Below are 20,918 nucleotides of genomic sequence, written 5' to 3'. Positions count from 1 at the left end.
CTGGTTTTCTCGTGGCGCGGTGCCGACTTCGTGGCGTCGTGGCCCCTGGGGCAGCTCAGCCCCGGGTCACGTCGCGGCCCAGAGCGCCCGGTAGTACGCCGTGCGGACGGGGTCGTCGGCGACGCCGTACGCGTCGAGGAAGGTCTGCTCGAAGCCGGGCCCGTAGTTCCAGCCGAGGCTCATCGTCGCGACGGCGATGTCGGCCCAGCGATCGGCGACGCCGAGGGCGTCGAAGTCGACGTGCCCCGACCAGAGTCCGTCGTCGCCGATCAACGTGTTGGGCACGCACGGGTCGCCGTGGCAGACGACGAGGCGGTCGATCGCCGGCGGGTCGCCGAGCTCAGGAGGCGCGGTGCGCGCCTTCCCGCTGGTCGCGATCCGGTCGTCCACCGACCAGCTGAAGGGGCACTCGTCGACCGGCAGCACGTCGTGCAGTCGCCTCAGCCCCCGTCCCGCCTGGCGTACGGCGGTCGCCGGGTCGCCGTCCCAGAGCGGGTCGACGGCGCTGCGCCCCGGCACGCCCGCCGTCACCAGGTACTCGCCCGCGTCGTCGCCGCCGATCTCGAGCACGCGGGGGGCGGGGGTGAAGTCGACGACCCAGCGCAGCCGCATCTCCTCGGCGTGCAGGTCGAGGCCGCTGCCGTGCGGGGCCCCCTTCGCGAAGCGTCGGGTCGGCCCGCCGCCCAGGCGGTCCGTGGGGCCGCCGGCCTCGTTCCGCCACACCGCGGTGGTCGTGTCGCGCCTGCGGTCGCGCCCACCGCCTCCGGGGCCTCGAGGTCGGGGTCGGGCCGGTTCTGCGTCCACATGACCCGAGTCTCGCACCCGCACCTGCTGCCCCTGTTGCCCCTGTTGCGTGGCCGCGGTGTGCAATTCGCGACAGTCGGTGGGTGATCGGGGCCGGAGAGTGGAGATGAGCGGCGTGGCGCGCGGCGGGTGGCGGGTTCGGCACGCGGGCTCAGGAGGGGCGGGGCGGGTTCGGCGCGCGGGGTGCGGGGGGAGGAGGGGCGGGGCGGGTTCGGCACGCGGGGTGAGGAGGTGGACGGAGGGCACGGAGGCACGGGTCGGGTGCGGCGCGCCGGGACGGCAAGGCGACCCCCTGGAAACGGCGGAGCGGGCCGCCCCGTGAGGGACGGCCCGCTCTGTCGTGGTGCGGGGGAGCTGCTTACGCGCGGCTGCCCTTGCGACCGGTGATGAAGCCCCAGATGACGAGGACGACGAGCGCACCGAGGATCGCGATGATCCAGCTCTGGATGCTGAAGAAGCCGTCGTAGCCGACGCCGAAGACGGCGCCGCCGATCCAGCCGCCGATGAGGGCGCCGATGACACCGAGGATCAGGGTGGCGATCCAGCCGCCGCCCTGCTTGCCGGGGAGGATGAGCTTGGCGATGGCGCCGGCGATGAGGCCGAGGAGGATGAAGGCGAGGAAGCCCATGATGTGTTCCTTTTCGTTTGGTGCGCGGGTTGCGCTGGTGCTGCTGAGACGGTCGGGGTCGGGTGCGTGCCAGCGGGGTATGTGTGACGGCCGCATGCGAAGAGGCCCGTGAGAAGGTCGTCCTCTCGGGCCCCTGCGGCTGAGAGGACTAGTGCGAGGCCTTGCGAGCCTTCTTCACCGCGGCCTTGCGGGCCTTGGTGACGTCCTTCTTGGCCTGGACACGCGCCTTCTTCACCTTGGGGTCGTTCCAGAACGAGTCGAAGAAGTTGCTGATCTCCTTGTAGCGACCCTTTCCGGCCTTGGCGCCGTAGGTGTACGCGAGGAACGCGATGAGGGCGATGACGAGGTACTTGAAGCGCATGTGGTGGTCCTCCCAGTGGGACGTTCTTGTCGTTCGGGGGTGACGCTATTCCTCCTGGGAGTTCTCTGTTACAAATCGGATCGGCGGGAAGGCTCTCCTGTTCGCTTTCGTCCTCCCTCGCGGCCGAGCCGAGCCGGGTCGAGACCTGGGCGACAGGTGTCGCGCAGCTGCACGAAGGGCCCCGACACACCCCCGCCGCACGGCCGAAACACCCCGGCAACACCCCCTGGCTAGCGTCGAGCCATGGGTGAGCTCTTCGAGGGATACGCGACCACCACGGGTGCCCCGGCCCGGCCGGCCGGCGCCCGTCCGCCGGCGGCCGCGTGGGACGAGATGTTCGAGCCCGACGGCACGCCCCGTCGGGCGTACCACGAGATCCACGCGACGCTCGAGGGCATGACGCAGGACGACCTGCGGGGCCGCACCGCGGCGCTGGCCGACTCGTACCTGGCCCAGGGCGTCACCTTCGACTTCGCCGGCGAAGAGCGGCCGTTCCCGCTCGACGCCGTGCCGCGGGTCGTCGAGCACGCCGAGTGGACGACCGTCGAGCGTGGCATCAAGCAGCGGGTCAAGGCCCCCGGGGCGTTCCTCGCCGACGTCTACGGCCCGCAGACCGCCATCGCCGACGGGGTCACCCCGGCCGGCCTCACCACGAGTTCGAGCCACTTCCACCGGCAGGCGAGTGGCATCGACCCGGCGAACGGCGTGCGCATCCAGGTGAGCGGCATCGACCTGATCCGCGACGAGGCGGGGGCCCGGCGCGGGCTCGAGGACAACGTCCGGGGGCCGAGCGGCGTCAGCTACGTCATCTCGAACCGTCGCGTCATGGCACAGACGCTGCCCGAACTCTTCGTCTCGATGCGGGTGCGTCCGGTGGGGGACTACCCCAACCGGCTACTCGCCGCGCTGAAGAAGAGCGCCCCGTCGGGCGTCGACGAGCCGACCGTCGTCGGGCTGACCCCCGGGGTGTTCAACTCCGCCTACTACGAGCACACCCTGCTGGCCCGCCTGATGGGCGTCGAGCTGGTCGAGGGTCGCGACCTGTACTGCTCGGGCGGCCGCGTCTTCATGCGCACCACCGGCGGGCCCGAACGCGTCGACGTGATCTACCGCCGTGTCGACGACGAGTTCCTCGACCCGCTGCAGTTCCGCGCCGACTCGGTGCTCGGGTCGCCCGGCCTGCTGATGGCCGCCCGTCTCGGCACGGTGACGATCGCGAACGCGGTGGGCAACGGCGTCGCCGACGACAAGCTCGTCTACACCTACCTGCCCGAGCTGATCCGCTACTACCTGGGTGAAGAGGCCCTGCTGCCGAACGTCCACACCTGGCGGCTCGAGGACCCCGGCGCCCTGGACGAGGTGCTCGACCGCCTCGACGAGCTCGTCGTCAAACCGGTCGACGGCTCGGGCGGCAAGGGCCTCGTCGTCGGTCCGGCCGCGAGCCGACGCGAGCTCGACGAGTTGCGCACGCAGCTGCAACGCGACCCTCGCGGCTGGATCGCGCAGCCCGTCGTGCAGCTCAGCACGATCCCGACCCTGGTCGACGACGGCCTCCGCCCCCGCCATGCCGACCTCCGGCCGTTCGCCGTGCACGACGGCGACGACGTGTGGGTGCTGCCCGGCGGCCTGACCCGGGTCGCCCTGCCCGAGGGGCAGTTGGTCGTCAACAGCAGCCAAGGCGGCGGCTCGAAGGACACCTGGATCGTCGGCGGCGACGTCAACGCCTGGGCCGGACACGACGTGAGCGCTCTCATCGCCGAGCAGACGACCCCGACCCAGTCGATCCCGGTTGTCACGCCCGAGCAGCTCGCGGAGGCCGCGGCCGCCGCGGCCGACCACAGCCCCGACCACGCGCCCCAGGACGACCCCCGCAACGACCAGCAGGCGCAACAGCAACAGACGAAGGAGGGGCGGGCCGGGTCACGAGGCCGACCCGCGCCTCCTGCGTCCCGCGTTCCCGCCCACGGAGCCACCCCGACCGAAGGACCATCATGCTGAGCCGCATCGCCGAGAGCCTGTTCTGGATCGGTCGCTACATCGAGCGGTCGGACGGCACGGCGCGCATCCTCGACGTGCACCTGCAGCTGCTGCTCGAGGACCCCTGGATCGAGGAGGACGTCGCCTGCCGCAGCCTCCTCGCCGTGATGGGCAGCGACGCCCCCGAGCGCGACCTCGCCCGGGGCGACGTGCTGTCGATGCTCGCGGTCGACCGGCACAACCCGGCCTCCATCGCCTACTCGCTCGGTGCCGCCCGCGAGAACGCGCGCCGGGCCCGCGAGATCGTCTCGACCGAGCTGTGGGAGTGTCTCAACACGACGCGCGCCCGCATGCCGCGCAAGGTCGCCGACGACAAGGTGCACGAGTTCTTCGCCTGGGTGCGGGAGCGCAGCGCGCTCGCCGTCGGGATCATCGAGAGCGCCACGAGCCGCGACGAGGTGTGGCAGTTCTTCACCCTCGGCCGGTCGATCGAGCGGGCCGACATGACCGCGCGCCTGCTCGCGACCCGCACCCTGACCGAGGCGTCCGGGCCGTCGTGGACGACGATCCTGCGGTCGTGCGGCGCGTACGAGGCGTACCTGCGCACCTACCGGGGCGTGCCGAGCGCCCGCAACGCCGCCGAGTTCCTGCTGCTCGACCGGTTGTTCCCGCGCAGCGTGCTGTTCGCGATCAGTCGGGCCGAGGCCTGCCTGCGCGACGTCGAGCCGACGAACCACCGGGTGGCGGCGTCCGACAGCGGGGTGCGCATCCTCGGTCAGATGCGCAGCGAACTCGAATACCGGCCGATCGGCGAGATCCTCGACGACCTGCCCGGCCAGATGGACACCGTGCAGGCCGCGACGAGCGCCGCGTCCGAGGCGATCCGGCAGCGGTACTTCCCGACGAGCGCGGCACCGACCTGGGTGGGGGAGCGGTCGTGAGCCGGCTGCGCATCCGGCACCTGACGGGCTTCTCGTACCAGGGCGAGGCGGTCGCCAGCTACAACGAGGCGCGCATGCTGCCGGCGCACACCGAGGGTCAGTTCGTGCTCTCGTCGCACCTGCGCATCGAGCCCGTCGCCGCGTCGCACGAGTACGTCGACTACTGGGGAACGCGGGTGTCGTCGTTCGAGGTGCTGCTGCCGCACCGGCAGCTCTCGCTGACCGCGACCTCGCTCGTCGAGGTGCGGCCGCAGGCGCATCCGTCCGAGACGATCTCGTGGGCCGACCTGGCGGCGGTCGTGGGGGCCAGCACGTCGTTCGTCGAGCACCTCGAGCAGACGCCCCTCACCGCGCCTCCTGCCGACCTGGCCGAGGTCGGCACCGAGGCGCGGGCGGCGCACGCCGACCCGTGCGCCGCCGCGATGGCGATCTGCGAGACGGTCGGAGGCGCGGTGCGGTACCTGCCGGGCGTCACGAACGTCAAGACCACGGCCGCCGAGTCGTGGGCCGCGCGGGCCGGCGTCTGCCAGGACATCGCCCACGTCACGGTCGGCGCCCTGCGGGCGGCGGGCATCCCGGCGCGCTACGTCAGCGGCTACCTGCACCCGAAGCCTTCGGCCGAGCTGCGCGAGACCGTCACGGGCGAGTCGCACGCCTGGGTCGAGTTCTTCTGCGGCACCTGGCACGGCTTCGACCCGACCAACCTGATCGCCATCGGCGAACGGCACGTGGTCGCGGCCAGGGCCGCGACTACCGCGCCGTGCCGCCGCTGCGCGGTGTCTGCGCCGGCTCGTCCAACAGCGCGCTCTTCGTCACCGTCGGGATCGCCCGCGGGGCCTGGGCCCGGCCCGCCGAGATGTCACGACGGGCCGCTCGCCTTCCGAGGGGAGCGGCACGTCGTGACGTCTCGCCGGGATTGAGGGCGAGGGCCCAGGGGCGGGAGGCGCGGGTCAGCAGGCCGTGTAGACGTGGGCCGGGTCGCCGGCCGGCACCAGGACGTGGTCGCGCACGATCGTCGAGGGGGCAGGGTCGAGCGCGGTGACGCGGGCACACACCTCGGCGACCGAGCCGCGGTGGTCGTCGGTGTACTCGACGTCGAACACGAGCCCGCCGGACACGTCCGTGAAGGCGTCGCACTCGTCGTAGCGGTCGCACTCCTCGGTGACGGCGAAGTCGTAGCCGACCTCGTCGCGACCCCGGGCGCCGAGGTCGGCGGTGTTCTTCTGCGCGGTCGCCAGCCCGGCGGCGTGGGCCCGGGCGGCGAGCCGGGTCGCGCAGGCGCCCGCGGCGTCCTCGTCGAAGGCGCCGTCCGAGCGCGGCCACGAGTCGAGGTTGTCGAACTCGACCGCCTGGTAGCCCGAGGCGGCGCAGCCGTCGATCGTCGACGCCTGGCGCTCGGCCACGGCCTGCCGGTTCGCCTCGGTGGACAGGTCGAACAGGTGCTCGTCCGGCCAGCCCGGGTCGACCAGCGGTTCGCCGTCGGCCGTGCGCACGAGCAGCTCGTCCGGCCACTCGACGCCGGGCTGCGTCTGGAACCCGTTCACGTAGCAGATGCCGTAGGCGCCTTCGGCGGGGTCGTCGGTGCTGTCGCGGGCGACGACGGTGGCTCCGTCGGGGACCGGCGACGCGCCTCCTAGCTGGTAGTCGAAGCGGGCGCCCTCGGGCGGCAGCACGACGCCGTCGGCCGTCGCGGCACCCGACGCCCCCACCGTGGACGAGGAGGCGCGCTCGGGTCGCTCACCGGCCCCGGCCCCGACGGCCGTGCAGCCCGTCACGGCGAGGGCCACGGCGACCAGGCCGACGAATCCGAGGGGTACGCGCATGCGGCGAGCCTAGGGGAGACGGTCCCGCGGCACCGACGGGGGACAGCACGCCGGCGAATGACGCGGTGCCGTGTCCACTCGCCGGTGTCGTCGGGTGCGGGGGGCAGGCCGGGGGGGAGGGCGGGGCGGACTCGCGCTCCACCGCGGCGTCGCCCGGGGCGGGGGGCGGCGCCCGGGCGCGGCGCGCGGCCAGGAAGTCGAGGCGCGCGGCCTGTCGGGCCGGCCCGCGGCCGGGCTCGGCCTGGCGGGCGGCGGCCCGGGACGCGGGGGGGGGGCCGCGGGCGGGCGCGGGTGACGCGGGCGGGGGTGGAGGCGGCCGAGGAGGCGCGGCGTGCGGTCGCTCCCGTGGCCCGGGCGGCGACGGCGGCTCCGGCCGCGGTGGCGCGGCTGCCGTGGCGCCCGCCGTCCCAGGTCGAGCGGGCAGCCGGCCGGGTACGCGTCGCGACGGAGCTGCCGGTCGTGCGGAACCAGGCGACAACGGTGGTGCCGGTCGCGCGGAACCAGGCGACGACGACGGGGGTGGTGCGTCGGACCCAGGCGACCACGGCCTGTGAGGCGCGACGGGTGCCCCGGACCGTGGCCCGACCGGCACGGGCCAGGGCGTCGCCGGTGGCACGCGCGGCGGCCGCGACCCGGGTGGCGGCGGACGAGAGGACGGGACGCAGGCGTTCAGCGAGGGTCGGGCCCGCAGGGGCCGTCGCGGGGGCGGGAGGCGGGGCGGGTGCGGCCAGGGGAGCGGACTCGGTCTCGGCGGGCGTGCTCGGGGGGGAGGCGCCCGCCGGAGTCGGTGCGGCGGCGACCACGGGGGCGGACGCGAGCACGGCGGCGGACGTCGGTCGTCCTGCGGACAGGACCCGCGCCTCCTGAGCCGTCGAGCGGTCGGTGAACGGTGGCGTCTCGCGGACGGTCTCGTGCTCGAGAGCGCGGTCGGGCTCGTCGCGCGGAAGGGCGCCGAGCACCCGGTCGGTCAGCCCGACGAGGGCGAGGGCCACGCCGCCGACGGCGAGGGCGGCGCCCAGGAGCCAGATCGCGATGGTGACGAAGTCGAGGTCGCCGATGGGCAGGAAGCCGCCGGCGAAGAGGCCCCCGCTGGCGAGGCGGAAGGTGGCGGCCATGACGAGCGCGGCACCCGAGACCAGCATCGCGAGAGCGACCCAGCCCGTGACTGCTGCCTTGCCCATGCGACACCTCCTCGTCCGTGGAACGCACGCCGCGAGTCGGGCCCGCGCGGACGTCCCCTGCGAATGTAACCCGGACGAGGGCTCGACCGTAACCCGCAGCGGTGGACGCGCCGTTCCCGGGCGATGCTCGGCTTCTGAGCGGGCTTCTCGGATGTGGGGTCGAGAGGATCGGTGCCATGGCCAACTTCGACCGTCTCCTGGGTGCCGCCGCGCGTGCGCTCGGCAACTCCTCTTCTTCCTCGACCGGGCGCGGTGGTGCGTCCGGCGGATCCACCGACTGGCGCGACATGGTGCGCAAGGTCTCCGACAAGGTCACCGGCGACGACCGCCAGAACGGGCAGCCGCAGCAGGGCGGGCAGCAGCCGCAGCGTGGCGGGTACGGCGCACCGCAGCAGGGCGTCGGGCGTCCGGCGACCGGCGGGCACGCCCCGCAGGGCTCCGCCGCCGACCGTGCGGCCCTCGCCAAGTACGACTACCTGCTCCAGACCGCCCCGCCGCAGCAGCTCGAGCAGGTGCACCGCGACGCGTTCGAGCGGCTCACCCCCGAGCAGCGCCAGCAGGTGCTCGCCCGCCTGAGCGCCGAGGTGCCCCAGGGCGAACGCCCCGCCTCGAGCTCACCGGCCGACCTCGCCCGGGCGGCGACCCGTGGCGAGACCGCGCACCCCGGACTGATGAAACGCGTGCTCGGCAGCACGGGCGGCAAGGTCGCGGCGGGGGCCGCGGGCGGCGCCGGAGGGGCCGGCGTCGCGGGCCTCGCGGTCGCCGTGGCCGGTGCGGCCGCCGTCAGCAGCGTCGCCCTGCCGCTGCTGTCCGATGCCGTGACGTCGGGCGTCGACTTCGAGCAGCTGACGAACGGGTTCGGCTTCGAGGGGCTCGACGGCCTGACCGCGGGCGGCGAGGAGTACCTCGGCGGCCTGGGCGAGCAGGTCGGCGGCCTCGGCGACCAGGTGGGTGGGCTGGGCGACCAGCTCGGCAACCTCGGCGAGGGGTTCCAGATCCCCGGCCTGGGCAACCTCTTCGACCGCTGACCAGCGCTCACCTGCCGAGACCCCAGGATCTCGCCGAGACCCTTCCGCGCGCGCGGGGGTCCGAGCGACGTCCTGGGGTCTCGTGTGGGTAGCCTCGGGGCATGACCGCGATCACGGCCGGCATCGCCGTCGTCTTCCTGTTGCTGTTCGCCACATCCCGTCGTCAGGATGCCCGACGGTTCCGCAACGGGGTGTTCCTGGTGATGGCCGGCGGTTTCGGGCTCGTCGCCCTGTCGGGCGTCCTGGTCGCCGCCTTCCCGGCGCTCGGCCTGCTCGTCGGCCTGGCCCTCGTGCTCGTCCCCGTGCTGGTGCTCGCGCTCGCCGTCTTCGCGATCGCGAACGGCATCACGATGTTGCGGTCCGAGGGGCGCAGCCTCGGCAACCTGTTGTCCCTGCTCGTCGGCATCGCCCTCGTCGGCGTGCCCTTCATCGTCGTCCTGGTCGTCGAGGCGGGCCGGCGCTCGACCGTGCCGGCGCTGCAGGACGTCGCCGTCGGCCTCGGTCTCGTCGTCGTCTTCGTGACCGGATACGCCGCCCTCACCTTCGTCGCCTTCACCCTGTGGTCGCTCGTGTACGCGCGCCCCCGGGTGCGCGCCCTGCCCGGTGCCCTGATCGTGCTCGGATCGGGGTTGATCCGCGGGGAGGTCCCGCCCCTGCTGCGCAGCCGGCTCGACCGGGCGCTGGCGATCTACCGGTCGACTCCTGAGGGCGCACGGCGACCGGTGCTCGTCCCCTCGGGCGGCCAGGGCGCCGACGAGCCCCGACCCGAGGGCGAGGCCATGGCCGAGTACCTCATCGCCCAGGGCGCCGACCCGGACGACGTGCTGCCCGAGACGGCATCGCGCTCCACCCGCGAGAACCTCGTGCTGTCGGGTCGGGTGCTCGCCGACGCCGGTCGGACCGGGCCGACCCTCGTCGTGACGAACAACTACCACGTGCTGCGCGCCGCCCTGTTGGCGCGCGACATCGGCAGCGACGCCGACGTCGTCGGGTCGCCGACCGCCGCCTACTACGTGCCGAGCGCCTTCCTGCGAGAGTGGGTCGCCGTCATGGTCGAACACAAGTTGCTCAACGTGCTCCTGATCGCACCGTTCGTGGTGCTGCTGGCGTCGCTGTTGGTCTACGCGCGCCTCTGACGCTGCAGCCGGTGACGGGCGTGGCGGACCGGCGCCGCGCCTCCTGCACGCCGAACACGGGCGTGTCCGTGGCAGACGGTCGTTCGTGCCCGCCCGCATCCCCCGGACTCGCCCGTCCTGCGTCGGGGCGCGTCGACGCCCGGCGGCTCAGGACGGCCGGCTCGCCGTGCCCTCGTCGACGGCGAGTTCGACCGCGGCCGCGTCACGCTCGCGGGCAGCCGCCGCGTCGCCGTCGTGCTGCAGCCGGTAGTGGAACCGCCCGGCGCCGAGCACGGGCAATGCGCCGGTCACGGGGTCGGGCTCGCCCGCCCGGACGCGATGCACCCGCAGGTGCTGTCCGCGGACGAGCCAGACGATCGCGACGCCGGCCGCCACGAAGCCCGACGCCGCCGCGACACCGATCGCCCAACGAGGCCCGGCCACGTTCGCGACCCAGCCGACCATCGGTGCGCCGAGCGGTGTGCCCCCGGTGAAGACGGCCATGTAGAGCGCCATGACACGGCCGCGCATGCGGGGTGCCGTGGTCAGCTGCACCGTGGCGTTGGCCGTCGTCATCAGCGTGATCGACGCGAGCCCCACGGTGACGAGGACGGCGGCGAAGCTCCAGTAGGTCGGCATGACCGCGGCGACCAGGCGGGTCACGCCGAAGGCCAGGGCCGCCGTGACGAGCACGCGCCAGCGGGGTCTCTCGCGCCGGGCCGACAGCAGGGCGCCGACCAGCGAGCCCACCGCGATCGCGGACGACAACAGGCCGAACCCGCTGGCGTCGACGCCGAACTCGACGCTGGCCATGGTCGAGGTGAAGATGGCGAAGTTGAGGCCGAAGGTGCCGATGACGAACACCATGACGAACACGACGACCAGGTCGGGTCGCTCGCGCACGTAGCGGAACCCCTCTCGGATCTGCCCCTTCGCCCGCGACACGGCGGGTTTCAGCTCGAGCTGCGCGACGCGGAGGAACCGCAGCGACAGCAGCACGGCGGCGAACGAGCCGGCGTTGATCAGGAACACCCAGCCCGTGCCGATGGGCGCGATGAGCACGCCGGCGGCCGCGGGGCCGATCAGGCGTGCGCCGTGGAACGAGGCCGAGTTCAGGCTGACGGCGTTCGTCAGGTGCCCGGGGGGCACGAGCTCGGACACGAAGCTCTGCCGCACCGGGGCGTCGATCGCGGCCGCGACGCCGAGCAGCAGGGCGAAGAGGTACACCATCCAGAGCTGCACGCTGTCGGTCAGCACGAGCACGCCCAGGCCGAGCCCGAGGAGCCCCATGCTCAGCTGGGTCACCATCAGCAGTCGCCGACGGTCGAACCGGTCGGCGATCAGCCCCGTGATCGGCACCATCAGGATCGGCGGCGCGAACTGCAGCGCCATGGTGATGCCGAGCGCCGTGGCGTCGTTGTCGGTCAGGTCGGTCAGGACGAGCCAGTCCTGCGCCGTCCGCTGCATCCAGGTGCCGATGTTGGACACGAGCGCCCCGGCGAACCAGAGGCGGTAGTTGAACAGCGACAGGCTGCGGAACATGGCCGTCACGAGCGGGTCAGCTTCCGCAGGATCTCGGTCGCGTCGGCCAGGGTGCGACGCTCGTCGGCGGTCAGGGCCGAGAGGCGGGCCCCGCGCCACTCGTCCCGGCGGCGACGCGTCTCGAACACGAAGGCGGCGCCGGCCTCGGTCGTCTCGAGCAGCACGCGGCGCTTGTCGTCGTCGTCGACCGTGCGACGCAGCAGCCCGGCGTCGGCGAGCTTGCCGGCGGTGCGGTTCATCGACGGGGGAGTGACGCCCTCGTGTGCGGTGAGGGCCCCGATCGTCAGCGGCTGGTTCTGCACGACGTAGCCGAGGGCGGCCATCTGGGCGTCGGTCACGTCGGCGTCGGCCTTCTGCTGGCGCAGTCGGCGGGCGAGGCGTAGAACGGCCCCGCGGACGTCGGTGGCGAGGTGCGCGTGCGGCACGGCCCGGGAGGCGGAGGGGGCAGGAGGCGCGGAGTCGGTCATCGCCGGGCCACGATACTCGTTTAGTTCGGCTAAGTAAACGTCCGGCCGATGGTGTGCAAATCGCGACACCGGAGAGCCGACACGCCGCTCCTCCGGGAAAGTGAGCGGCGCGTCGCGCCCCGGCGGTCGGGTTCGGCCCGCCGCGGGCGCCGGGTGCGGTCGCGATTTGCACAGGGAGCGAGAGCCCAGGGGAGAAAGAGAGAGGGCAGGAGGGCAGGAGGCGCGGGCCGGCAGGAGGGCACAAAGGGAGGAGGCGCGGGCCGGCATCAGGGCGGCGTACGCCTAGGCTCGGGGCGATGAGCGACGACGACGTCCCGGCCGAGCCGAATCGCCCCTCCTGGTCGACCGGGCGGGGGGCCGTGCTGACGGTGGCGCTCATCGTGGGCATCTCGCCGTTCGCGACCGACATGTACATCCCCGCGCTGCCGGCCATCGCGCGCGACCTCGGGGCGACGACGGCCGAGGTGCAGCTCAGCCTGACGGCGTTCCTCGTCGCGTTCGCGGTCGGCCAGATCGTGATCGGGCCGATCAGCGACGGTCGGGGCAGGAGGCGCATCCTGCTGGGTGGGACCGTCCTGTTCGCCCTCGCTTCCCTCGCCTGCGCCGTGGCTCCCGACGCGGCCACCCTCGTCGTCGCGCGCGTCGCGCAGGGCCTCGGCGGCGCGGCGGGCTCGGTGGCCGCCCGGGCCATGGTGGGGGACTCCACCACGGGAGTCGCGCGCAGCCGTCTCTTCGCCACGCCCGCCGCGATCAACGCCGGCGGCCCGGTCGTCGCGCCGCTCGTGGGCGGCGTGGTGCTCTCGGTGTCGAGCTGGCGGGCGACGGTCGTCGGGCTGGCGGGGCGCGGCGCCGCGTTGCCCTGGGCGGCCGCGCGGCGTCTGCCCGAGGCGCTCGTCGGCCCCGAGCCGGGGGCGGGCTCGCTGCTGGCGTCCCTGCGACGGATGGGCTCGTTGCTCGCGATGCCGCGCTTCCGGTGGTACCTCGTGACGGGCTGCGCCGCGACGATCGGCTTCTTCTCGTACATCGCCACGTCGTCGTTCGTCTTCCAACAGCAGTACGGCTTCGGCGAGGGCCTCTACACGCTCGTCTTCGCCTCGAACGCGTCGTGCATGATCGCGTCGACCCTGCTGTTCCGCCGCCTCGTCGGACGCTTCGCCGAGGACCACCTCTTCACCGTCGGGCTCGTCACCTGCACCGTGGGGTCGGCCCTCGTGCTCGCGGGTGCACTGACCGGTGTCGGCCCGGCGCTGATCTGGCCGGCGTTGGCCCTGGTCACGGCGGGCTGGGGCTGGGTCATCCCCGGGTCGATCACGCTGACGCAGGCGCTCGGCCACCGCGCGCCCGGCACGGCGGCCGCGCTCGCGGGTGGGCTGCAGTTCGGGCTCGGCGGCGCCGCGACCCCGCTCGCCGGGGCGCTCGGCGGCACGGCCGTCGTGATGGGCGCGCTGATGCTCGGGTTCATCGCCGCCGGTCTGGCCGTGCAGGTGTGGGCGTCGTCGCGAGGCGGCACCCCGGCCACCTGACCCACGGGCGTGGGGCGGCACCCACTCGACCCGATCCCGGCGACGCGACCCGCGCCTCCTGCCGTCGATCCGGGGCTGGTGCGCCGGACCGGGCGGTGCCACCCTGTAGCTCGACGCCGTCCGGCGCCGTGACCCGAGGAGGCCCCCGTGACCGTGCAGCTCACCCCGTACCTGGCGTTCCGTTCCGAGACGCGTGAGGCGTTCGAGTTCTACGCCTCCGTGTTCGGCGGCACCCCGACCTTCAGCACGTTCGGCGACTTCGGCGTGGGCTCGCCCGACGAGGCCGGGAAGGTCATGCACGCCCAGCTGAAGACGCCGTCGGGCCTGCTGCTGATGGGGGCCGACCGCCCCGACTCGTACCCGCTCGAGGAGGCGAGCAGCGTGTCGCTCTCGCTCTTCGGCGGACCCGACGACGCGGACGAGCTGACGGCGTGGTTCGCCGCGCTCGCCGAGGGCGGAACCGTGCACGAGGCCCTGTCGCAGGCTCCGTGGGGCGACTCGTTCGGCATGCTGGACGACCGCTTCGGCCAGCACTGGATGGTCAACGTCGGCGGTGCCGCGGCCTGAGGCCGGGTCCCGCCGCCGACGGACCCAGGAGGCGCGGTGGCGGTCGCCGAGGACGCCCCGGCCCAGCTCGTCCGCCCCGCCTCAGTCGCCCCCGAGCCGACCGATCACGCTCTCGTCGAGCCGGGCGAGCAGGTCGGACACGTCGTCGTAGACCTCCTCGGCCCCGGCCTCGACCAGCTCGGCCCGGGAGAAGCCGCCGCTCAGCACGCCGACGCAGGTCACGCCCGCCCGGTGTGCCGCCTCGACGTCCCAGACGGCGTCGCCGACCATGACCGCACGCTCGGCCGGCACGTCCGCCTTCTCGAGGGCGACCTCGACGATGCCCGGGTCGGGTTTGGCGGTCTCGACGTCCTCGCTCGACGTGACGGCCCAGAGGGCGTCCTCGACGTCCAGCAGTCCGCGCAGCGCCTTCAGCTCGTCTTCGGGCGCGCTCGTGGCGAGCACGACGCCGTGCCCCCGGCGCGCGAGCTCGGCGAGCAGGTCGGTCGCGCCCTCGAAGACGTGCAGGTCGCCCCGATCGCCGAGGTGCTCGGCGTAGTGGCGCGAGTGGGCGTCCTTCGCGTCGTCGAGGAGGCGCGCGGCGGCCTCCTTCCCGACCAGACCCTCGACGAGCAGGGACGAGTCCTTGCCGATCGACCGGTGGATGCGCCAGCTGTCGACGGGCTGGCCGACGTCGGTGAAGGCCCGCGACCAGGCGTCGACGTGGGCGAAGTTCGAGTCCACCAGGGTGCCGTCGATGTCGAAGAGGACGGCGGTGGACGGAGAGGAGGACGTGGGGGAGGTCATGCCGCCACCCTGCCCCCGAACGAGCCGAGCTGCACGGACTGCACGAATCACGCCGAGAGCAAAGCGACACCTGTTGCCCGACAGTCCATGCGGGCGTACGTTCGCAGACGGGCTCGTCGACGAGCCCGACCGGCCCCGACGGTCGGCCCACGAACGCAGAGAGGCACATGCCATGGCACGGTTCAGCGACAAGACGGCACTCGTCACCGGTGGAGGCAGCGGCATCGGCGCCGCGATCTCGCGCTCCCTGGCGGCCGAGGGCGCGTCGGTGGTCGTCACCGACATCAAGCTCGAGGCGGCGCAGGGCGTCGTCGACCAGATCGTCGCCGCCGGTGGCACGGCCGTGGCCTTCGAGCAGAACACCGCGAAGCCCGAGCAGTCCGAGGCGGCCGTCGAGTTCACGAAGACCACCTACGGTGCTCTGCACCTCGCCGTCAACAACGCCGGCATCGGTGCCCCGGCCGCCGACATCGGCGAGTACGACATCGCCGCCTGGGACCGCGTCCGCTCGGTCGACCTCGACGGCGTCTTCTACGGCCTGCGCTACCAGCTGCCCGCCATGGTCGAGGCCGGCGGCGGCTCGATCGTCAACATGAGCTCGGTGCTCGGCTCGGTCGGCATCGCCCAGAACGCGGCCTACGTCGCGAGCAAGCACGCCCTGGTCGGCCTGACCAAGGTCGCGGCACTCGAGTACTCGAAGCGCGGCGTCCGGACGAACGCGGTCGGCCCAGGCTTCATCGACACGCCCCTCGTGCGCGCGTCTCTCGACGGCGACGCGCTGTCGTACCTCGAGTCGCAGCACGCCACCGGCCGCCTGGGCACCGACGCCGAGGTCTCGGCGCTCGTCCTGTTCCTGCTGAGCGACGAGGCGTCGTTCGTCACGGGCAGCTACCACCTCGTCGACGGCGGCTACTCGGCGCACTGACCCGCGCCTCCCCGGCCGCCCGCCCGCCGAGAGGTCGCGATGTGCCGCTCAGCTCCGGACGTGAGCGGCACGTCGTGACACCTCGCCCGGGCTGACCTCGCTTCAGCCGCGCTTCAGCGCGTGCCCGCCATGATGGGCACGACGCGCACCCGGCGCGACCGAGGGAGGCCCCGTGCGCGTGCTCGTCGTCGAGGACCAGGCGACCCTGGCCGAGGGGCTGCGGCTCGGTCTCGAGGCCGAGGGCATCGCGGTCGACGTCGCACCGACCGGCACCGACGGCCTCTGGCGCACCCGCGAGGGCACGTACGACGTGGTCGTCCTCGACATCATGCTGCCCGGCATGAGCGGCTACGCCGTCTGCCGGGCCATGCGCGAGGGCGGCGACTGGACCCCGGTCATCATGCTCACCGCCAAGGACGGCGAGTGGGACCAGGTCGAGGCCCTCGACACCGGTGCGGACGACTACCTCACCAAGCCGTTCTCCTTCGCCGTGCTGCTCGCCCGGCTGCGCGCCCTGGTCCGCCGTGGCGCCCGCGAACGACCGGTCGTGCTCGAGGCCGGCGACCTGCGCCTCCACCCCGCCTCCCGCAGCGTCCCCCGCGGCGCCGTCGAGGTCGAGCTCACCAGCCGCGAGTTCGCGGTCCTCGAGTTCCTCCTGCGCCCCGCCGGCAGCGTCGTGACCAAGCGGGAGGTGCTCGACGGCGTCTGGAACGACGACTTCGAGGGCGATCCCAACATCGTCGCGGTCTACGTGCGGCACCTGCGCCACAAGGTCGACCGCCCGTTCGGGCGCGAGGCCATCGTCACGCTGCGCGGTGCCGGTTACCGTCTGGAGGCGCGGGGTGGCTGAGCGCGCCCCTCGCGTTCCGGTGCCCGGGCCCGGGCCGTCCGCCGCGGCCGGGCCGTCCGCCCGCACCGGGCCGGGCCGCCCCCGACGGGCGTCGCTGCGGTCCCGCATCCCCACGGCCGCCGTGCTCGCCGTCGCACTGACCCTCGGCGTGTTCACGCTCGTCTTCGCGCTCGTGCAACAGGCCGTGCTCGCCGACGGCCCACGCCAGTCCGCCTCGGCCGACGTTGACCGCGCCGTGTCGGCCCGGGCGATCGGTCCGGCGCCCGGCGGCGCGGGGGCGGGCGAGGCGGGGGGGGCCCTCGTCGGCGTGACCGCCTCCTCGGGCCGCGTGCTCGCCGCCGGGGGAGAGGACGACCTCGTCGAGTCCGCCTCGTCGCTCGCGGCGGCCGGGTCGGGTGACCGCGTGACGCTCGACGGCGACCGGTTCGTCGTCGAACGGGACGACGTCGGGGTCGAGACCACGCCGACGCCGAGCGCGGAACCGACGCCGACGCCCACTCCGACCGCGTCCTCGCGGTCCGGCGACGACGACGATGCCGACGCCGGGGACGAGGCCGACGACGACTCCACCCCCACGCCCGAGGTCACCCCCGAACCCGCCCCGACCGTGACGACCGAGTACGGCGTCGTCGCGGCCCGGTCCCTCGAGGAGGCGAGTGCCGCCTCCTCGGCCAGCCTCGTGACGCTCGGCGTCGCGATCCCCGTGGCGCTGGTCGTGCTCGGCGTCACGACCTGGCTCGTGGTCGGCCGCGCGCTGCGCCCGGTCGAGTCGATGCGACGCGAGGTCGACACGGTCACGGCGCAGAACTTGTCGCACCGGCTGCCCGACCCGGGTGGCAGCGACGAGATCGCCCGCCTCGCACGCACGCTGAACGGCATGCTCGACCGGCTCGACGCATCGGCCACGGCCCAACGGCGCTTCGTCGGCGACGCCTCGCACGAGCTCAAGACGCCGCTCGCCACGATCAGGCAGCACGCCGAGGTCGCGCTGCTGCACCCCGGCAGCATCGACGGTGCGACGTTGGCCGGAACCGTCCTCGGCGAGGAGGCGCGGCTGACGGCGCTCGTGCAGGGCCTGTTGGTCCTCGCCAGGGCGGACGAGGGCGCCCTCGGGGTGACGCGTCGCCCGGTCGACCTCGACGATCTCGTGGTCGCCGAGTCAGCTCGACTGCGCGGTGTCGCCCGTCCCGACGGTCGGGGGCCGCTCGCCGTCGACGCCACGGCCGTCGGCCCGGCCCGCGTGGACGGCGACGAGGGGCTGCTCGGCCAGGTCGTGCGCAACCTCGTGGCGAACGCGGCCCGGCACGCCGACACCCGTGTCGCCGTCGCCCTCGACGAGCGCGACGGCCGAGCCGTCCTCACCGTCGACGACGACGGGGCCGGGGTCGCCGAGGCCGACCGGGAGCGGGTCTTCGAGCGGTTCGTGCGCCTGGACGAGGCCCGCGCCCGGGACTCGGGCGGCAGCGGGTTGGGGCTCGCGATCGTCCGCGAGATCGTCCGGGTGCACGGAGGCTCGGTGTCGATCACCACGTCGCCGCTCGGTGGTGCCCGATTCGTGGTCGACCTCCCCGCCGGCCCGGCCTGACCCGAGCGCTGCCCGCCCTGCTCCGGTGACGCGACCCGCGCCTCCTGAACGGTTCTTCAGCGGACTTCAGCACGGCTTCAGTGCCCTCTCGCGAGAGTGGGGTCATCAGCTCGAGAGAGCGACAGACCCGGCCGCGCGGCGGCCCCACGAACGGAGCGAACCATGCTGAAGAACACCCTCACCGAGAAGAAGTCCCTGCTGATCGCCGGCGGCATCGTCGGCGTCCTCGTGCTGGGCGGCGGCGGGGTGGCCCTCGCCTCGGGTCTCGACGACGGTGTGTCCGCACAGACCCGCGACCGCGCCCAGGAGGCGGCGCTCGCCGAGACCGGTGGCGGCACCGTGACCGAGGTCGACACCCTCGACGACGGGCTCGTCGGGTACGAGGTCGAGGTCGTCCTGCCCGACGGGCGCGAGGCGACGGTGCTGCTCGACGGCGACCACGCCGTCACCTCGAGCCGCGTCGACGACGACTCGCGCGGGTCCGGTGCCACGCCGACGGCCGTCGCGGGCGACGACCGTGACGACGACCCGCTCGGGTCGGACGCCACCCCGACGCCCGTCGCGGGTCCGGGGCGCGACGACTCGGTCGACGACTCGACCCGCGGCGACGACGACCTGACCGGCGCCGACTACGACCGGGCCGCGGCCGCCGCCCTCGCCGCCGCCGGTGGGGGCACGGTGACCGACGCCGACCGCAGCGACGACGCCGGCGTGGCCTACGAGGTCGACGTGCGCCTCGACGACGGCACCGAGGTCGACGTCGACCTCGACCAGGCGTTCGGCGTCGTGCGCACCGACGTCGACGCCCGCCGCTGACCGGGGCAGGGTCGCAGTCGGGCCGGTGATGGGAGACTGGTCACGTGCCCACCTTCTCCGCCGCCCGAGGCGACTACGAGTTCACCGACGCCCACGGCGTGACCGTGCACTACTACGTCTGGAAGGCCGCGACGCCCAAGGCCGTGGTGCAGATCGCCCACGGCCTCGGCGAGTACGCGCTGCGCTACGACGACCTCGCGCAGGACCTCGTGCGAGCCGGTTACACGGTCTACGCGAACGACCACCTCGGCCACGGCGAGACCGGCCTCGGCCAGTGGGGCGGCGACCACACGAAGCTCGGCCGCCTCGGCCCGTCGGGGTTGCGCGGGGCGATGGAGGCGGTGGTCCGCTTGACGGGCATCGCGCGGTCCGAGAACCCCGGCTCGCGCCTCGTGCTGCTCGGGCACTCCTGGGGCTCGTTGATGGCACAGAAGCTCGTCGACGAGGGGTCCGACCGGTTCGACGCCGTCGTGCTGAGCGGCACGGCGTACCGCATGCCCGGCAGCATGAACGCGGGCGACCTGAACGCCCGGCACGCCCACCTCGGCGACACCGGCTACGAGTGGCTCAGCCGTGACCAGGCCGTGGTGGACGCGATGGCCGCCGACCCCCTGTCGGTTCAGGCGACCGCCCGGCAGCTGTTCGGCACGGCCGACACGCTGCGCCTGATGGGTCGCCCCTCGACCCGGCTCGCGAGCGACCTGCCCGTGCTCGTCCTCGTCGGCGACGACGACCCGCTCGGCGGCGAGGCCAGCGCCCGCAAGCTCGCCGACGCGTACGTCAACCGCAGCCGGCTCAGCGACGTCGAGCTCGTGGTCTACCAGGGTGCCCGGCACGAGGTGTTCCGCGAGACCAACCGCGACGAGGTCGTGGCCGACCTGGTGCGCTGGCTCGACGACCGCGTGGGGCACCAGGCATAGGCTGCGTCCATGCACGGTGAGTACAAGGTCCCAGGCGGAAAGCTCGTGGTCGTCGACCTCGACGTCAGAGAGGGGCGCATCGCCGGGTTCCGTCTCGCCGGTGACTTCTTCCTCGAGCCCGACACGGCGCTCGACGCCGTCGACCGGGCGGTGAACGGCCTGCCGGTCGAGTCCGACGCGGCGACGATCGCGGCGACGATCAAGCAGGGGCTGCCGGACGACGCGGTGCTGCTGGGCTTCTCGCCCGAGGCGATCGCCGTGGCGATCCGTCGCAGCCTCTCGAAGGCGACGGACTGGCGCGACTACGACTGGCAGATCATCCACGACGCCCCGGTGTCGCCCAACGTCCACCTCGCCCTCGACCAGGTGCTCACCGAAGAGGTGGGTGCGGGTCGCCGCGGCCCGACCCTGCGCTTCTGGGAATGGGACCAGCCCGCCGTCGTCATCGGCAGCTTCCAGTCGTTGAAGAACGAGGTCGACCTCGACGCGGCCTCGACCCACGGCTTCGAGGTGGTGCGCCGCATCAGCGGCGGCGGTGCCATGTTCATGGACGCGCAGTCGATCGTCACCTACTCGCTCTACGCCCCGGGCGAGCTCGTGCAGGGCATGAGCTTCGCCGACTCGTACGCGTACCTCGACGAGTGGGTCATCACCGCCCTCAAGTCGCTCGGCATCGACGCCTTCTACCAACCGCTCAACGACATCACGAGCGCCAAGGGCAAGATCGGCGGGGCCGCGCAGAAGCGCCTGGGCAACGGGGCCCTGCTGCACCACGCCACGATGTCGTACGACATGGACGGCGACAAGATGGTGCAGGTCCTGCGCATCGGCCGCGAGAAGATGAGCGACAAGGGCACGACCAGCGCCGCCAAGCGCGTCGATCCGCTGCGCAGTCAGACGGGGCTGGCCCGTGCCGAGATCATCGAGCGCCTCAAGCAGACCTTCACCGGTCTCTACGGCGCGACCGAGGGCCACGTCACCGAGGCCGAACTCGAGAAGGCCGAGCAGCTCGTCACCTCGAAGTTCGCGACGCCCGAGTGGCTGGCGCGCGTGCCCTGAGCACGCGACGGACGCCGGCG

At 73.6% G+C, this 20,918-nt stretch carries 20 protein-coding genes and 2 pseudogenes; 14 read left to right on the top strand and 8 right to left on the bottom strand.

The genetic code is table 11. The features are described from left to right. Window positions 1-66 precede the first annotated feature (66 nt). The 3 genes from AEQ27_RS01720 to AEQ27_RS01710 all read right to left on the bottom strand — a co-directional run bounded on the left by AEQ27_RS01720 (window position 67) and on the right by AEQ27_RS01710 (window position 1,793). Complete coding sequence (locus AEQ27_RS01720) at window positions 67-723, bottom strand: aminoglycoside 3'-phosphotransferase (RefSeq protein WP_054145115.1); 657 nt, start codon at window positions 721-723, stop codon at window positions 67-69. A 439-nt stretch (window positions 724-1,162) separates the two neighbouring features. Further along, window positions 1,163-1,432, bottom strand: a complete 270-nt coding sequence (locus AEQ27_RS01715; protein ID WP_054145114.1) for a GlsB/YeaQ/YmgE family stress response membrane protein — start codon at window positions 1,430-1,432, stop codon at window positions 1,163-1,165. A 148-nt stretch (window positions 1,433-1,580) separates the two neighbouring features. Further along, a complete protein-coding gene (locus AEQ27_RS01710) occupies window positions 1,581-1,793 on the bottom strand; it encodes a hypothetical protein (RefSeq protein ID WP_054145113.1) in 213 nt (70 codons plus the stop codon). A gap of 243 nt (window positions 1,794-2,036) precedes the next feature. Here AEQ27_RS01710 and AEQ27_RS01705 point away from each other — a divergent pair, with 243 nt between their 5' ends. The 3 genes and pseudogenes from AEQ27_RS01705 to AEQ27_RS01695 form a co-directional block, all read left to right on the top strand. Beyond that, window positions 2,037-3,791 (top strand): circularly permuted type 2 ATP-grasp protein, encoded by a 1,755-nt coding sequence (locus tag AEQ27_RS01705; RefSeq protein ID WP_082383140.1) that lies wholly within the window; start codon window positions 2,037-2,039, stop codon window positions 3,789-3,791. Continuing rightward, window positions 3,785-4,711, top strand: a complete 927-nt coding sequence (locus AEQ27_RS01700) for an alpha-E domain-containing protein (RefSeq protein ID WP_054145112.1) — start codon at window positions 3,785-3,787, stop codon at window positions 4,709-4,711. Before AEQ27_RS01705 ends, AEQ27_RS01700 begins: the two co-directional genes overlap by 7 nt. Next, window positions 4,708-5,549, top strand: a pseudogene (locus AEQ27_RS01695) (transglutaminase domain-containing protein); the annotation flags it as partial. The gene AEQ27_RS01700 and the pseudogene AEQ27_RS01695, both read left to right, overlap by 4 nt. 112 nt (window positions 5,550-5,661) lie before the next feature. Here the strand turns inward: AEQ27_RS01695 and AEQ27_RS01690 are convergent. Further along, entirely contained in the window at window positions 5,662-6,534 is an 873-nt protein-coding gene (locus AEQ27_RS01690) for an endo alpha-1,4 polygalactosaminidase (protein ID WP_054145111.1), read from the bottom strand. Beyond that, a complete protein-coding gene (locus tag AEQ27_RS17600; protein WP_054145110.1) occupies window positions 6,483-7,715 on the bottom strand; it encodes a hypothetical protein in 1,233 nt (410 codons plus the stop codon). Before AEQ27_RS17600 ends, AEQ27_RS01690 begins: the two co-directional genes overlap by 52 nt. A 176-nt stretch (window positions 7,716-7,891) precedes the next feature. Between AEQ27_RS17600 and AEQ27_RS01680 the strand changes: the two genes are divergently transcribed. Beyond that, the gene (locus AEQ27_RS01680) at window positions 7,892-8,743 is read left to right on the top strand and encodes a hypothetical protein (protein WP_054145109.1); all 852 of its coding nucleotides are present in this window, start codon (window positions 7,892-7,894) and stop codon (window positions 8,741-8,743) included. A 101-nt stretch (window positions 8,744-8,844) separates the two neighbouring features. Continuing rightward, complete coding sequence (locus AEQ27_RS01675) at window positions 8,845-9,879, top strand: YdcF family protein (RefSeq protein WP_054145108.1); 1,035 nt, start codon at window positions 8,845-8,847, stop codon at window positions 9,877-9,879. Between the two features lie 147 nt (window positions 9,880-10,026). Here the strand turns inward: AEQ27_RS01675 and AEQ27_RS01670 are convergent, their stop codons facing one another. Both AEQ27_RS01670 and AEQ27_RS01665 read right to left on the bottom strand, forming a co-directional pair. Further along, window positions 10,027-11,409, bottom strand: coding sequence for an MFS transporter (locus AEQ27_RS01670; RefSeq protein ID WP_054145107.1), 1,383 nt, complete (start codon window positions 11,407-11,409; stop codon window positions 10,027-10,029). Further along, window positions 11,406-11,867, bottom strand: a complete 462-nt coding sequence (locus AEQ27_RS01665) for a MarR family winged helix-turn-helix transcriptional regulator (RefSeq protein ID WP_054145106.1) — start codon at window positions 11,865-11,867, stop codon at window positions 11,406-11,408. The genes AEQ27_RS01670 and AEQ27_RS01665 overlap by 4 nt, the downstream gene beginning before the upstream one ends. A gap of 296 nt (window positions 11,868-12,163) precedes the next feature. Between AEQ27_RS01665 and AEQ27_RS01660 the strand changes: the two genes are divergently transcribed. Together AEQ27_RS01660 and AEQ27_RS01655 are read left to right on the top strand one after the other, a co-directional pair. Next, window positions 12,164-13,390, top strand: a complete 1,227-nt coding sequence (locus tag AEQ27_RS01660) for a multidrug effflux MFS transporter (protein WP_054145105.1) — start codon at window positions 12,164-12,166, stop codon at window positions 13,388-13,390. A gap of 147 nt (window positions 13,391-13,537) precedes the next feature. Next, the gene (locus AEQ27_RS01655) at window positions 13,538-13,957 is read left to right on the top strand and encodes a VOC family protein (RefSeq protein WP_054145104.1); all 420 of its coding nucleotides are present in this window, start codon (window positions 13,538-13,540) and stop codon (window positions 13,955-13,957) included. Window positions 13,958-14,038: 81 nt separating this feature from the next. On the opposite strand, the gene AEQ27_RS01650 is transcribed toward AEQ27_RS01655, so the two are convergent. After that, entirely contained in the window at window positions 14,039-14,743 is a 705-nt protein-coding gene (locus tag AEQ27_RS01650) for an HAD family hydrolase (RefSeq protein WP_054145103.1), read from the bottom strand. Window positions 14,744-14,915: 172 nt separating this feature from the next. On the opposite strand from AEQ27_RS01650, the gene AEQ27_RS01645 reads away from it, so the two are divergent. The 7 genes and pseudogenes from AEQ27_RS01645 to AEQ27_RS01620 all read left to right on the top strand — a co-directional run bounded on the left by AEQ27_RS01645 (window position 14,916) and on the right by AEQ27_RS01620 (window position 20,898). Further along, entirely contained in the window at window positions 14,916-15,668 is a 753-nt protein-coding gene (locus tag AEQ27_RS01645) for an SDR family NAD(P)-dependent oxidoreductase (protein ID WP_054145102.1), read from the top strand. A 172-nt stretch (window positions 15,669-15,840) separates the two neighbouring features. Continuing rightward, on the top strand, window positions 15,841-16,518 hold the full coding sequence (locus AEQ27_RS01640) for a response regulator transcription factor (protein WP_054145101.1): 678 nt from the start codon (window positions 15,841-15,843) through the stop codon (window positions 16,516-16,518). After that, a pseudogene (locus tag AEQ27_RS18190) lies at window positions 16,484-17,611 on the top strand (HAMP domain-containing protein); the annotation flags it as partial. The gene AEQ27_RS01640 and the pseudogene AEQ27_RS18190, both read left to right, overlap by 35 nt. After that, window positions 17,585-18,103 (top strand): sensor histidine kinase, encoded by a 519-nt coding sequence (locus tag AEQ27_RS18650; protein WP_369813575.1) that lies wholly within the window; start codon window positions 17,585-17,587, stop codon window positions 18,101-18,103. The pseudogene AEQ27_RS18190 and the gene AEQ27_RS18650, both read left to right, overlap by 27 nt. Before the next feature lie 162 nt (window positions 18,104-18,265). Next, the gene (locus AEQ27_RS01630) at window positions 18,266-18,919 is read left to right on the top strand and encodes a PepSY domain-containing protein (RefSeq protein ID WP_054145099.1); all 654 of its coding nucleotides are present in this window, start codon (window positions 18,266-18,268) and stop codon (window positions 18,917-18,919) included. Between the two features lie 44 nt (window positions 18,920-18,963). Further along, a complete protein-coding gene (locus AEQ27_RS01625) occupies window positions 18,964-19,839 on the top strand; it encodes an alpha/beta fold hydrolase (RefSeq protein WP_054145098.1) in 876 nt (291 codons plus the stop codon). Between the two features lie 9 nt (window positions 19,840-19,848). Beyond that, window positions 19,849-20,898 (top strand): biotin/lipoate A/B protein ligase family protein, encoded by a 1,050-nt coding sequence (locus AEQ27_RS01620; RefSeq protein WP_054145097.1) that lies wholly within the window; start codon window positions 19,849-19,851, stop codon window positions 20,896-20,898. The last annotated feature ends 20 nt before the right edge of the window (window positions 20,899-20,918 follow it).

The organism is Frigoribacterium sp. RIT-PI-h, assembly GCF_001297205.1.
Classification (GTDB): Bacteria; Actinomycetota; Actinomycetes; order Actinomycetales; family Microbacteriaceae; genus Frigoribacterium.
The sequence above is the reverse complement of the archived record's forward strand: the minus strand, read 5'-3'. Positions and strand labels throughout refer to the sequence as shown.

Coding starts and splice junctions, on each gene's coding strand:
- AEQ27_RS01715 (WP_054145114.1), bottom strand. CDS start 1,432: ATGGGCTTCCTCGCCTTCATCCTCCTCGGCCTCATCGCCGGCGCCATC.
- AEQ27_RS01710 (WP_054145113.1), bottom strand. CDS start 1,793: ATGCGCTTCAAGTACCTCGTCATCGCCCTCATCGCGTTCCTCGCGTAC.
- AEQ27_RS01705 (WP_082383140.1), top strand. CDS start 2,037: ATGGGTGAGCTCTTCGAGGGATACGCGACCACCACGGGTGCCCCGGCC.
- AEQ27_RS01700 (WP_054145112.1), top strand. CDS start 3,785: ATGCTGAGCCGCATCGCCGAGAGCCTGTTCTGGATCGGTCGCTACATC.
- AEQ27_RS01690 (WP_054145111.1), bottom strand. CDS start 6,534: ATGCGCGTACCCCTCGGATTCGTCGGCCTGGTCGCCGTGGCCCTCGCC.
- AEQ27_RS17600 (WP_054145110.1), bottom strand. CDS start 7,715: ATGGGCAAGGCAGCAGTCACGGGCTGGGTCGCTCTCGCGATGCTGGTC.
- AEQ27_RS01680 (WP_054145109.1), top strand. CDS start 7,892: ATGGCCAACTTCGACCGTCTCCTGGGTGCCGCCGCGCGTGCGCTCGGC.
- AEQ27_RS01675 (WP_054145108.1), top strand. CDS start 8,845: ATGACCGCGATCACGGCCGGCATCGCCGTCGTCTTCCTGTTGCTGTTC.
- AEQ27_RS01665 (WP_054145106.1), bottom strand. CDS start 11,867: ATGACCGACTCCGCGCCTCCTGCCCCCTCCGCCTCCCGGGCCGTGCCG.
- AEQ27_RS01660 (WP_054145105.1), top strand. CDS start 12,164: ATGAGCGACGACGACGTCCCGGCCGAGCCGAATCGCCCCTCCTGGTCG.
- AEQ27_RS01650 (WP_054145103.1), bottom strand. CDS start 14,743: ATGACCTCCCCCACGTCCTCCTCTCCGTCCACCGCCGTCCTCTTCGAC.
- AEQ27_RS01645 (WP_054145102.1), top strand. CDS start 14,916: ATGGCACGGTTCAGCGACAAGACGGCACTCGTCACCGGTGGAGGCAGC.
- AEQ27_RS01630 (WP_054145099.1), top strand. CDS start 18,266: ATGCTGAAGAACACCCTCACCGAGAAGAAGTCCCTGCTGATCGCCGGC.
- AEQ27_RS01620 (WP_054145097.1), top strand. CDS start 19,849: ATGCACGGTGAGTACAAGGTCCCAGGCGGAAAGCTCGTGGTCGTCGAC.